The 12088-nt window shown below is 58.2% G+C and carries 11 protein-coding genes and 1 pseudogene; 5 read left to right on the top strand and 7 right to left on the bottom strand.

Annotated features, from left to right (window positions below):
- Positions 1–43 precede the first annotated feature (43 nt).
- From Q0M74_RS00690 to Q0M74_RS00680, 3 genes are all read left to right on the top strand, one after another.
- Positions 44–388 (top strand): hypothetical protein, encoded by a 345-nt coding sequence (locus tag Q0M74_RS00690; RefSeq protein WP_293950785.1) that lies wholly within the window; start codon positions 44–46, stop codon positions 386–388.
- Positions 389–433: 45 nt separating this feature from the next.
- Positions 434–790, top strand: coding sequence for a hypothetical protein (locus Q0M74_RS00685; protein WP_293950783.1), 357 nt, complete (start codon positions 434–436; stop codon positions 788–790).
- Between the two features lie 179 nt (positions 791–969).
- Complete coding sequence (locus Q0M74_RS00680) at positions 970–1731, top strand: hypothetical protein (protein WP_293950781.1); 762 nt, start codon at positions 970–972, stop codon at positions 1729–1731.
- Here Q0M74_RS00680 and Q0M74_RS13855 read toward each other — a convergent pair.
- The 5 genes and pseudogenes from Q0M74_RS13855 to Q0M74_RS00650 all read right to left on the bottom strand — a co-directional run bounded on the left by Q0M74_RS13855 (position 1671) and on the right by Q0M74_RS00650 (position 7567).
- A pseudogene (locus Q0M74_RS13855) lies at positions 1671–2819 on the bottom strand (hypothetical protein). The gene Q0M74_RS00680 and the pseudogene Q0M74_RS13855 sit on opposite strands and share 61 nt — an antisense overlap.
- Before the next feature lie 26 nt (positions 2820–2845).
- Positions 2846–3721 (bottom strand): type I methionyl aminopeptidase, encoded by an 876-nt coding sequence (gene map / locus Q0M74_RS00665; protein ID WP_293950775.1) that lies wholly within the window; start codon positions 3719–3721, stop codon positions 2846–2848.
- A 125-nt stretch (positions 3722–3846) separates the two neighbouring features.
- Entirely contained in the window at positions 3847–5715 is a 1869-nt protein-coding gene (locus Q0M74_RS00660; protein ID WP_293950773.1) for a penicillin-binding transpeptidase domain-containing protein, read from the bottom strand.
- 56 nt (positions 5716–5771) lie between these two features.
- Positions 5772–6404: a response regulator transcription factor gene (locus tag Q0M74_RS00655; RefSeq protein WP_293950772.1), complete on the bottom strand. Its 633-nt coding sequence runs from the start codon at positions 6402–6404 to the stop codon at positions 5772–5774.
- Positions 6401–7567, bottom strand: a complete 1167-nt coding sequence (locus Q0M74_RS00650) for a sensor histidine kinase (RefSeq protein WP_293950770.1) — start codon at positions 7565–7567, stop codon at positions 6401–6403. Before Q0M74_RS00650 ends, Q0M74_RS00655 begins: the two co-directional genes overlap by 4 nt.
- Before the next feature lie 110 nt (positions 7568–7677).
- Here Q0M74_RS00650 and Q0M74_RS00645 point away from each other — a divergent pair, with 110 nt between their 5' ends.
- Together Q0M74_RS00645 and Q0M74_RS00640 are read left to right on the top strand one after the other, a co-directional pair.
- Positions 7678–8664: an ABC transporter permease gene (locus Q0M74_RS00645; protein ID WP_293950768.1), complete on the top strand. Its 987-nt coding sequence runs from the start codon at positions 7678–7680 to the stop codon at positions 8662–8664.
- A 34-nt stretch (positions 8665–8698) separates the two neighbouring features.
- Complete coding sequence (locus Q0M74_RS00640) at positions 8699–9412, top strand: ABC transporter ATP-binding protein (protein ID WP_293950766.1); 714 nt, start codon at positions 8699–8701, stop codon at positions 9410–9412.
- 81 nt (positions 9413–9493) lie between these two features.
- On the opposite strand, the gene ispG is transcribed toward Q0M74_RS00640, so the two are convergent.
- On the bottom strand, positions 9494–10675 hold the full coding sequence (gene ispG, locus Q0M74_RS00635; RefSeq protein ID WP_293950764.1) for a flavodoxin-dependent (E)-4-hydroxy-3-methylbut-2-enyl-diphosphate synthase: 1182 nt from the start codon (positions 10673–10675) through the stop codon (positions 9494–9496).
- A 145-nt stretch (positions 10676–10820) separates the two neighbouring features.
- On the bottom strand, positions 10821–12035 hold the full coding sequence (locus tag Q0M74_RS00630) for an RIP metalloprotease (protein WP_293950762.1): 1215 nt from the start codon (positions 12033–12035) through the stop codon (positions 10821–10823).
- Positions 12036–12088 lie beyond the last annotated feature (53 nt).

Raw genomic sequence — 12088 nt, 5'->3', positions numbered from 1 at the left:
CCGCTTTGGAGGGAAAATGCTACTAACTTTAAAGGACTTTCTCATGCGTTCTTTCCGCACCGCTGCAGTTGCCGGCGTTACTGCAATTGCCCTGTCACTGGGCACCGCTTCCGCTGCTTTCGCACAGGAAGAGGACACCACCTCTAACCTCTCTTCCGGTTTCTCTGCTCTCTCCTCCGGCGGTTTCGCTGGCGTGGGCGATGAGTGGGATGCTGACCTGCCAGCAACTGGCGAGGACATCTTCGGCGAAATTGACGACCGCGAGAACCAGCCAGCTTGGGTTCAGAACATGTACGACCTGACCTGGATGGGCGGCATTGCCTCCCTGCTCGGCGTTGTCATCTTCCCCGCTTACAACTACCTGGTTTACACCGGCGTTCTCAAGTAAGTCACTTCCCACTCTCACTGCACCACCCGAAAGGTACGCAAAAAAATGCGCAAGTTCCGCAATTCTGCTATCGCAATTGTTTCCGCAGCAGCCATCTCCCTGGGTGGCGTCACCGCTGCTTCCGCTCAGGAAGACGCCGCAACCGACGAGACCCCAGGAATCGTTGACATGGTCCGCGATAACGGTTCCACCGCTTCTGACTGGGGCAAGGACCTCGACGCTGACGAAGAGGGATACGGCATCGATGCTTTCGGTTCCTCCCGCAATGACTCCGACGAGGATGCCCCACGCTGGCTCCGCGCTTGGGAGAAGGCATTCGACATCGTCACCGTTGGTGGCGTTCTCGGCATGATCGTCTTCCCAATCGTCAATTTCATGAAGTACAACGGCATCATCAAGTAAACCGTTGTTGATCAGTTGATCAACACTTCACGCTAAGAGCATTCACCATCACGGTGAGTGCTCTTTTTGCATTCCACCCTGCCAGCTACCCCGGGGGCCGATAACCACAAAAACATCGCCCCTCGGTAGACTTGATCCATATCAACACCCCTTATTCAGGAAGAAATTAGAACCACGACGTGACCACCCCTTCCCTTCACGGTTCATTGACTCCCCTTCCCCGTGACCGGGATATCCGTGCAGCTACAGCCAGCATCGCCACAGCCGGTGCTGTGTTCCTGGCAGTAATTGCCGCAGCGCTGATTCCAGGCAGCCCGATCTACTCAGTAGTGTCTGCCGCCGGGGTGGCACTGGGTGCCGCTTCATTGATCGCCCAGCTCCGCCACCGTTCTGCCCCCCGCATCTATCAGTGGTTGTCGGCCCTAGGCGGATTCGTCATTCTTGCCCTGGGCATCCTGGTAGCTGTTGCCAGGATCGGGGATTCAGCCCTGCTGAGCACAGCAGGGCTGATCTCCACCTTCTATCTCATGCCTGTTGCCGCCCTGGCCTGTTATCTGGGAGGACTCGGGCAACTTCCCTTAAAATGGATTGGCCCGACGTTACTGGCCACCGGTGGAGCTGCTGCTACAGTGTGGCTGTCATTGGGTGCTGACAACACAGCAACCATCACTTTGATTTCACTTGCCGCACTAACCGCGATTGTGGGAAATATTTTCCCCCTGGCCAGGGCGGTACGACGCAGGCCGACAACGGGTCCCGGATGGCTCCTGCTGATTCCGGCCACGCTGATGACCCTGCTGATGATCTACATGATCGGACTGGCGCTACTCCCCGATCAGATTCCCTGGCCCTGGCTTTCACCTGTATTGGTGGCCTGGACCTATATGATCTCCGGTGTGCTGGCCACAGTGTCTGGACTGGCCACCTCATCAAGAAGTTGATCAAGGTCCCAGTGTTCTTCCAGAACATCTGCGCTCAGGTCCAACTGCTGTAGGCGACGCTGATGGAAGCAGGTGTCCGTGCCTGACAACAAACCCAGTTTTTCCCACCAGCGAGGCTATCTCGGCGAGGAACTCCCGGCGAGTCATACTGTTGTTCAGCTAACCATGACGCTGTGTGCCAAAGAATACCTGTCATGAGATCCTCCAGCACCGCCCCAGGGCTGTTCATTATTTGGCCGGATCTCGCCCCGGTGTGCCTCATAGGATCCGTCATCATGGCTGATCATCACGGGATAGGTGGAATCGAAGACCGTGTGGGCGTCGAAAAGCTGCAGCCCATCCACCCGGGTGGATGAGCCAGGCCCAATCTGGCTCACGGTGATGAGGTACTGCGTCATCATCTGCCGTTGGTTTCCCACCGGCTTCTGAACAGTCTGACCGGCAACCACCCCCGCTGGTGTGCATCTGGAGGAAATAGCCGCTTTGGTGTCCATACCGGTGAGCGCTTCCAGCTCGTGCAGGCCAGAATGAAGGAGGGTGTGATCACCGCAGAACTTGTTGATCACAAATCCGCTGATTAGTTCACGGTTCTCATCAGAAATAATGGCATGGATGCCGAAGAGGTGGGCTAGTACTCCCCTCGATCAATGTCACCGACGATATGCACAGGAATCTGAGCTTCCTGCGCGAGGCCAAAGTTCGCACAATCAGTGTTGCACAGATTGACCTCCGCCACTGATCCAGATCACTCGCAGATCACCAGGTCAAAGTGTTCACGGAGATCCAGATGGTTATCATGATCCACTACCCCGTGTGTCCCCTAAGCCTGCCCCCTGATGATCAGCTCAGAGCGGTTGTCGGAACCGATTGTGGACAGGTCCGGATTGAAATCCGCTGAGGGATCCAGACCACAGGACAGTGCCTGGGCAGGCCCGATTTCTCCGCCGTCAGGTGTAGGCACGGAGTTATTGGGGATGCTCAGCGACTTGAATTGCGCGACGTTGCAGCCTGCCCTGGACAATGCCCGGCAAAGTCCGGCTGTGATGAGGGATTTTACCCGCATCAGAGGTACTCCCGTCGATCAGCAGGGCGAGGCCTTCAGTCCTAGTGGGTGCTAGACGTTCTCATCTGCGATGGTGAGAATTTCATTGCCATCTTCAGTGATCACGATGGTGTGCTCGAACTGGGCAGTGAATTTCCGGTCGATGTTCTGGACCGTCCAGCCATCATCCCAGATCTCATAATCAAGGGATCCCAGGTTGATCATCGGTTCGATGGTCAGGGTCATGCCCGGCACGAGGATATCGCGGTACTGGGTGTTGTCATAGTGCAGGACAACCAGGCCGTTATGGAAGGTGGGGCCGATGCCGTGGCCGGTGAAGTCCTGGACCACGTTATAACCGAAACGTTTGGCATAGGACTCGATGACCCGGCCGATCACATTGATCTCACGGCCTGGCTTGGCCGCACGGATACTGCGCATCATGGCTTCCTCAGTGCGTTCCACCAGGAGACGGTGCTCCTCAGCAACGTTGCCGGAGAGGAAGGTGGCGTTGCAGTCACCGTGGACACCGTGTTTGAACGCGGTGACGTCAATGTTGACGATATCACCATCTTCAATGACCGTGCTGTCCGGGATACCATGGCAAACAATCTCATTGAGGGAAATGCAGGTGGACTTGGTGAAACCACGGTAGCCGAGGTCAGAGGGGTAGGCACCGTGATCACACATGTACTCGTGAGCAATACGGTCGACCTCATCGGTGGTGACACCTGGTTTCACAGCGGCACCGGCAACCTTGAGGGCATTAGCAGCGATGCGGGAGGTTTCACGCATCGCTTCAATAACATCGTGAGGTTGGACGAAGGGCTCTCCGATGGCCTCCTGGACCTCGTCTTTCCACACGTATTCAGGACGTTCAATATGTGCTGGAACTTCTCTGATCGGGGTGGGCTTACCGGGAACTAGGGGTGCACGCAGTGTAGACATGAAATCCATGGTAGTCCCCCGCCCTTCAGAGGACCGAACCCGGATCCTTCACCCAGGGCACGGCGGTATGACGGAAGCACCCTACGGTCTCCTCACCGGCCCTTCACCAGCAGTGGCAGGAAAACCTAGCCTTGTGCCTCATTAGTTACGGGCGGGGTGATCTCCCTGCTGGTTCTCATCTCATCCAGGCGGATGAAGAAGTGATCGGTGACAGCGGTGGCTGTTTCTGATCCACCGCCCAGGACAACGAGGGTGGCAAAGGCAATGTCATCTTCGCGGTAGCCGGTGAACCAGGCATGTGAGCCTGCATTGATCTCAGCTTCACCAGTCTTGGCATAGACCTGCCCACCGGTCTGCTGCATACCGCGGCCGGTACCGGTGTTGACCACAGAGGCCATCATGCCCTGTAATTGGGAGATCATGGCTGGATCCGGGGCGGGGATATCTTCGCTGACGGTTGTTTCATGTCCCGAGATCAGCACTGGCACCGGGGTCTTTCCGGTAGCCGCTGCTGCAGAGACCAACGCCATGCCGAAGGGGCTGGCCAGGTCGAGGCCCTGGCCATAACCGGCTTCAGTGCGCTCCAGTGGGGTCTCACCTTCCGGAACACTGCCGGTGATGGTGTCCAGTCCTGGAATTTCATAGTCAACGCCGAGTCCAAACTGCTTGGCCACATCCTGCAATTCCCCCGGTGCCAGGTTCGTGGACATCTCCGCGAATGTGGTGTTACAGGATGAGGCAAAGGCATGGTCCAGCGAGGTATTACCCAGTGAGAAGCCGTTATAGTTGGTGACGATGCGGCCGTAGATATTCATCGTGCCGGGACAGGGAACGGTGGAGTTGGGGGTATAGCCCTGGTTCTGGATGCCTGCTGCTGCGGTGATGATCTTGAAGGTGGAGCCCGGTGGGTACATGCCCATCAGGGCAACATCACCATCCTTGTCTGCCTCCCTAGTCTGCGCCACGGCCAGGATTTCACCGTTGGAGGGACGGATGGCCACAAGCATGGCCTTCATCTCCTGCCGGAGATCCACAGCTTCCTGGGCAGCCCGCTGGATGTCATGGTCCAGGCTGATCCGCACACTCGGCGCTAATTCAGGGGCGTTATAGACAACATCATCAATCACCGCACCATTGGCGGTAACAATGGAAACCCGCCAGCCATTGGATCCATCCAATTCCTCATTCACAATCCTGGAGACACGGGAGACGATATCCGGGGCGAAGGAGGGGTCAGTGGGGACCATTGCAGCCTCATCGTTGAAGATCAGGCCGGGGACACCCCCCAGGTCCTGTTCAATCTGCCTTCCAAGTTTCTCATCAACAGTGGTCAACGAATAAGGGCTCTCCCCCAGGTTCTCCATGACCTCATCCGGGTTGATCAGTCCGATCTTCTCATCTCCAGCGTGAGCGTCCTCCAATGCGGCAGCAACCCGTTTGACGGCTGCCGCGGCGTTAGCTGCTTGGGAAGGATCAACCAGGATCCTGATGATGGCACCAGGTTGCAGGACAGGTGCACCATCAGAGGAGATAACGTTGGCACGTTGAGCATTGATCGCACGGAGTTCAAGATGTTGTGTGGCGCCAAGATCAGGGTGGACCAGGGAGGGCTGCCAACGGACGGCCCATTCCTCACCCATCTTGGTCAGGGTCATGGAAGCGTCATAGCTCAGTTCACGTTCACGGGGCAGCTTCCAGGTGACGTTATAGGAGGCGGTGGCAATGGTCTCGCGGGAGTCCACAGAATCTAGGGTGAGTTCAACATCTTCTGCCTGGAGGCCGGAATAGGTGGTGCCCAAGACATCTGTTGCGGTGGCACCCTGATCGGTGATGGTGGACAGGGTCTCATAGTCCTGGGCCGCCCAGGAATCCAAGAACTGTTGTGCCACGGGGTCTGCGGTATCAGGACGAGGCGTGCAGGCCACAAGACCTGCCGAAGTCATCACAACTGTCATGACCGCTGCCACCACGGACCTACGCCACACCTTGTTCATGGGTGAAGATTAACAAAGCTCAATGTGGGTTTTAGGCTCCCACACCGCTGTTTGTTTCAGATGATTCCGTGTTCACGGGCAGCAGCCACAGCTGCTGTCCGAGACATCACATCCAACTTGGTGAACACATGCCCCATGTGGCTTTTCACCGTGGCTTCGGTGAGGAAGAGCTTCTTGCCGATCTCCCGGTTACTCTGCCCTTGGGCCACCAGTGAAAGCACCTCAATCTCCCGTGGTGTCAGGGCGGTCATCGGATTATTCATCCGGCCCATAATCTTGCTGGCGACCTGTCTGGACAGCACAGATTCCCCGCGGGCGGCCTCCCGTACACCTGCGACCAGGTCTTCCGGGGAACTGTCTTTCAGCAGGTACCCCACTGCCCCGGCGGACACGGCACCCACCACATCACCGTCGGTCGAGTAATTGGTCACCACCAACACGTGGGGTGGGTTGTCCAACTGGCGGATCCGACGGGTGGCATCGACCCCACCGGCTTCCCCTGCCCCTGGGGTATCGCCAAATCGCAGGTCCATGAGCACCAGATCAATGTCACCTTCTGCAGCACGAGTCACTGCTTCATCGGGGCTGCCGACCATGCCGGCGATCTCAATATCAGGCTGGTCTGTCAATAATGAGGCCAACCCGGCGCGGACCACCGGGTGGTCGTCGGCAAGCAGGATACGGATCAAGGTGTGCTCCTTATATCTTCAGTGGATGGTGTGGGGTTCGGGGTGGGGATCCTGGCGGAGATACCAGTGCCGCCGCCCGGGGTGGATTCAATGCTTAGGGTGCCACCGAGTTCCATGAGTCTGCGCCTGGCTGTGGGTAGTCCGAAGCCTTGGCTGGTGTCTGCGATTTCGACGGGGTCAAAGCCCTGTCCATTATCAATGACATCCAATAGTACCTGGTCAGGCTGGTAGGTCAGGGTCATCTTGGACTGGGTGGCCCCAGAGTGACGGACCACATTGCCCAGGAGTGTCTGGGCGATGCGCAGCAGATCATGGTCGATCTGGGCTGAAAGTTCACGGGGTACACCGTCGATGTCAAAGGTGATGGCGCTGCCCATGGGGGTGGTGGAGGCAATTCTGGCCAGGGCGACGGGCAGGGTTGCCCCGACCAGTGGTTGTGGTTGTAAGGCTGCGATGATGTTGCGTGTTTCCACCAGGTTTTCTGCTGTGGTTTCCCGCGCTAGTTTCAGCTGTGCCAGGGCTTGTGGGTCATCCACCCGTTTTTCTGCTGCGTGGAGCAGCATCTGGATGGAGGATAGTCCCTGCGCCACGGTGTCGTGGATGTCCCCGGCGATGCGGGTGCGTTCCTCTAATTCACCGGCGGTGCGGGAGGCTTCGAGGGCGGTGGCGCGGGCGTCGACAAGCTCGGTGACTGTTTGTCCCAACAGGCGGAATCCGGTTCCCAAGGTCCAGGCCACCAGTGCACCCAGAATGGGACCGGTGACCACGCCGACGGACCAGCCAAGGTGTCCTGCCAGTGCAGCGATGGCAATCGCGGTGATCACCAGGATGAACACGGCGGAGATCACCGGGCTGGTGACCATGACGATGAGGAAGAACATGGGGAAGGCGAGGTAGGCGGGTTCAGGACCATCCCAGATCATGACCATCCACGCCAGGGTCAGCAGAGTCAACCACATCAGGGGACGGTTGCGCAGGTATCCTCCCGACAGGCTCCCGGCGAAATAGATAAGTATGAAGGGGACTGCCGGGATCCACATGCTCCAGTGTTCTGCCCGCCACAGGACCAACACCAGTAGTGCTGAGATGAGCAGGTGTAATCCCCACCGGAGTGTGGCATGGAGACCGTTGATCCGGTTGAGGGTGAGTTGGCTGGAGGACATTTATCAAAGGATACCGCTGTTGGTAGGTCGGTGAATCCGACTTAGGTCGGAGTCAGGAAGTGGACCTGGGCCGGATTCTTCCCTGCCTCACACAGACGAAGCTTAGAGCTATGTTCCAAGGACTGAAAGAATTACGAGCGGCCAAGGGCCGCACCCTGCTCATTACCGTCACCGTCGGATTGATCGCTGTGCTGGTGACATTCCTGTCAGCACTCACCGCAGGTCTGGGTCACCAGTCGGTCTCCGCATTGAAGGACCTGGCCGACACAGATGATCTCATCCTGGCTGATTCCGGCTCCACCACCCTCTCGGCTTCCACTCTGACACCGGGTGTCACCGCGGATCTGGAGGATGCCGGGGCCACACCGCTGTGGCAGATCCGGGACCGCATCGCCGACACCCCGGTGATGATCCTGAACTCCCATGAGTTGAAGCCCGGGGAGATTTCCCTGCCTTCAGAGATTGATGCCACCACCCTGCTGGACAGCAGTATCTCCGGCATGATCGGATCCGTGGTCGAGACCGACAACAATCTCTACCTGGATCACCTGCCCGTCATGATGGTCTCCACCACTGATGCCCGGAACCTGGCTGAGGTCCGTAACATCGCAGGTCCTGCCGGTGCTTTCCTGCCTGCAGCAGATGCTGATGAGCTTCCCCACGGCACCGTTGCCCTGACCGGCTCTGATCGTTGGACCGCGTCTGCCTCCTATCAGGGTGAGCAGATGTCACTGAACCTGATGATCGTCATGCTCTATGTCATCTCCGGTCTGGTGCTGGGTGCTTTCTTCACCGTGTGGACCATTCAGCGTCTGCGTGGCATCGCGGTGTCCTCCGCGCTGGGTGCTGCCCGCCGTGTCCTGGTTGCAGATGCCCTCGGCCAGGCGGTGATCGTGCTGATCATGGGTATCACCGCCGGTGCGCTGCTCACCGTAGCGGTGGCCCTTGCCGCCAGTGGCACCTTGCCCGTGGTCATCTCCGCGGCCACCATCGTCTACCCCTGTCTGATCCTGGCTGCCTCCGGTCTTGCCGGCGCCGCTGTCTCCCTCAAGCCGGTGTTGTCCGTCTCCCCACGTGCTGCCCTGGTCAACGCTTAAAACCTTCTCTCCTGAAAGTAAAGGATTCACGCCCATGTCACTGTCAGTATCCAATCTCAACCTGACTGTCCGCGATGGTTCCACCGACCGCCATCTCCTCCGCGATATTTCCTTCGAGGTGAGTGCCGGTGAGATCCTCGGTGTCACCGGTCCCTCCGGCTCCGGCAAGTCCACCCTGTTGGGTGTGCTCGGTTGTCTCCAAGGTGCTGATTCCGGTCAGGCCATCCTCAACACCCGTGGGGGTGCCATCGACCTCACCGGTGATGTGTCCGGCAAGGCCGGCGCAAAGATCCGCCGCGAACACATTGGCATCGTGTTCCAGCAGCCCAACCTGCTGTCGTCCTTGAGTGTGCTCGACCAGTTGATCCTGGTCACCCGTCTGGGCCGAATCTGGCCACCGAGCAAGATCCAGCGTGAACTGCATGAGGCCAAGGCCAGAGAGCTTCTCGACGCCGTCGGCCTGCTCGACATGGCTGCGCGCCCGGTCGGTGCGCTCTCTGGTGGGCAGCAGGCCAGGGTGAACCTGGCCCGTGCGCTCATGCACAACCCGGCACTGTTGCTTATCGACGAACCCACTGCTGCCCTTGATCAGCACAATGCCGCTGAAGTCACTGCCCTGATCACGGAGATGGCCCGCACCTACGGTGCCGCCACACTCTATGTCAGCCATGACACTGATCAGCTGAAGATGCTGGATCGGCAGATCACCCTGGTGGATGGCCGTGTGCAAAACCCTGTTGCTATCTAAAATTCAGGTGGATAAATAAGTGTTAGCCCTGTCCCACCTGGGGAAAGGGCTAACACTTTTCTCTGCTGTTTTAACTCAAGTCTACTTGGTGACCTTGACTTCAGCCTTCATGCCGGCGGCTCCTGCAGCGGCCAGGACCTCAGGGTCCATGTCCTCTGCAATACGCATGGCCTCTTCGATGAGAGTCTGGACGATCTGGGATTCCGGGACGGTCTTGATGACTTCACCCTTGACAAAGATCTGACCCTTGCCGTTTCCAGAAGCCACACCCAGGTCAGCATCGCGGGCTTCACCCGGCCCGTTGACAACGCAGCCCATGACAGCAACGCGCAGTGGGATCTCCAGGCCGTCAAGACCTTCGGTGACCTCTTCAGCCAGCTTGTACACATCAACCTGTGCACGGCCGCAAGATGGGCAGGAGACAATCTCCAGCTTGCGGGGACGCAGGTTCATCGACTGCAGGATCTGGTCGCCAACCTTGATTTCTTCAACAGGATCGGCAGACAGGGACACACGGATGGTGTCGCCAATGCCTTGGGAGAGCAGTGCACCGAACGCCACGGAGGACTTGATGGTGCCCATGAACTTGGGTCCCGCCTCAGTCACTCCGAGGTGCAGTGGGTAGTCACACTGTTCGGCAAGCTGGCGGTAGGCCTCAACCATGAGTACCGGGTCAGAGTGCTTCACGGAGATGGCGATATCGCCATAACCATGCTCCTCGAACAGGCCAGCCTCCCACAGTGCAGACTCCACGAGAGCTTCCGGGGTGGCCTTGCCGTGGTACTTGTCCAGGATGCGCTTATCCAGGGAGCCACCATTGACACCGATGCGGATAGGGATGCCCGCGTCACCGGCTGCCTTGGCAACCTCCTTGACACGGCCGTCAAATTCCCTGATGTTGCCAGGGTTGACACGCACCGCAGCACAACCGGCCTCAATGGCCGAGAAGATGTACTTAGGCTGGAAGTGAATATCCGCAATCACCGGGATCGGGGACTTCTTAGCGATGATCGGCAGCGCTTCAGCGTCGATGGTCATCGGGCAGGCCACGCGCACAATGTCACAACCACTGGCGGTCAGCTGGGCGATCTGCTGCAGGGTGGCATTGATGTCATGTGTCTTGGTGGTGGTCATCGACTGCACCGAGATCGGGTGATCGGATCCAACTCCAACCGCCCCCACCATCAGCTGGCGGGTCTTACGACGGGGTGCCAACGTAGGTGGTGGAGTTGGGGGAAGACCAAGACCGATTGGGGTAGACAAGTTACATACTCCTTGAGTCGACAACCCTGTACACCGGTATAAGGCTGTGGGTTGCCGTGAAACGTTCTGGGTGAAGTTCAGTTATGAGACGAAAGTCTATCACTGCATGGGCGGTGGGTAGACCCCCGGAAAGCCGTGGAGGATTCTATCCGAACAATCTGATCGGATTGACCACATCAGCGACGATCACGATCGCACCGATTGACAACAACAACGCCGCCATACCGACGGTGATCGGCATCAATTTGGTGTAATCTGCAGGACCTCCTGGCCCCTTTCCGCGCAGTTTCCGGAAGAAGTCACGGATCTTCTCATAGAGGATCACCGCGATGTGCCCTCCGTCCAGAGGCGGCAGTGGAACCAGGTTGAACAGCGCAAGGAAGAAGTTCAGGCTGGCCAGCATCATCATGAACATGTCCCACATGGAGCGTTCAACCAGTTCCCCACCAATACGGGAGGCGCCGACCACACTCATCGGGCTTTCAATATCGCGTTCTGCACCGAAGATGGATGCCACGACACCGGGGATCTTCGCGGGAAACGCCATGAGACCATCAAATGTGGCCTCAATCATGTCGCCGGTGAAACGTGCAGTTGCTCCCACACCTTCAATTGCGCCGTATTTCTTGTACACATCGGTCGGCGGTTGGCTGGTAACACCGATGGCACCGACGGTGATTTCTTCACCGGTGGCGCTCAGACGGGTGGCGGATTCAACCTCCATGGTGACGTCGATAAGCTCGCTGCCACGCTCCACCAGGACCGTGATCGTCTCACCTGGTAGCAGCAGGACAGTGTCACGCACCTCCTCGAAGGTAACGACCTCCTGGCCATTAACCTCCAGGATGCGGTCACCGACCCGGATCCCGGCATCACCGGCAGGCCCGGTACCGACGCAGTCCGACAAGGTGCTGGTGTCAATCTGGCGGTCTGGAACGCACTGCACAGATCCCACCGTCGGGGTGAAATCCGTATCAGGATTCGGAATTCCGGAGCTCACCGCAACACCGTAGAGAACCAGGAAACCGACCAGGATGTTCATGGCCACGCCGCCGGAGAGCACAATGATGCGCTGCCACCAGGGCTTGTTGTACATGGCACGGTGTTCCTCGCCCGGCTCCAGTTCATCCTGGATGGTCATGCCTGCGATTTCGCAGAACCCACCGACAGGGACAGCCTTCACACCATATTCCGTCTCGCCACGACGGACCGAGAACACATTGGGGCCGAAACCGATGAAGAAGCGACGGACCTTCATACCGAAGATCCGGGCGGTGATGTAATGGCCCCACTCGTGAAGCGCAATGGTTACTGCGATGCCAAAGAAAAATAGCACCACACCGACGAGATAGGCTGCCACGCGGTGGAGCTCCTTACTAACTTCTGTTGTCTTGAAACGGCAGACCTACAGGT

Source organism: uncultured Corynebacterium sp., from assembly GCF_945649885.1.
In the GTDB taxonomy this organism is placed as follows: domain Bacteria; phylum Actinomycetota; class Actinomycetes; order Mycobacteriales; family Mycobacteriaceae; genus Corynebacterium.
This window is presented reverse-complemented; position numbering and strand designations above follow the sequence as displayed.

Excerpts from the sequence above, each read along its gene's own strand:
- Q0M74_RS00690 (WP_293950785.1), top strand. The coding sequence starts at position 44 with ATGCGTTCTTTCCGCACCGCTGCAGTTGCCGGCGTTACTGCAATTGCC.
- Q0M74_RS00685 (WP_293950783.1), top strand. The coding sequence starts at position 434 with ATGCGCAAGTTCCGCAATTCTGCTATCGCAATTGTTTCCGCAGCAGCC.
- map (WP_293950775.1), bottom strand. The coding sequence starts at position 3,721 with ATGTCTACACTGCGTGCACCCCTAGTTCCCGGTAAGCCCACCCCGATC.
- Q0M74_RS00660 (WP_293950773.1), bottom strand. The coding sequence starts at position 5,715 with ATGAACAAGGTGTGGCGTAGGTCCGTGGTGGCAGCGGTCATGACAGTT.
- Q0M74_RS00650 (WP_293950770.1), bottom strand. The coding sequence starts at position 7,567 with ATGTCCTCCAGCCAACTCACCCTCAACCGGATCAACGGTCTCCATGCC.
- Q0M74_RS00645 (WP_293950768.1), top strand. The coding sequence starts at position 7,678 with ATGTTCCAAGGACTGAAAGAATTACGAGCGGCCAAGGGCCGCACCCTG.
- Q0M74_RS00640 (WP_293950766.1), top strand. The coding sequence starts at position 8,699 with ATGTCACTGTCAGTATCCAATCTCAACCTGACTGTCCGCGATGGTTCC.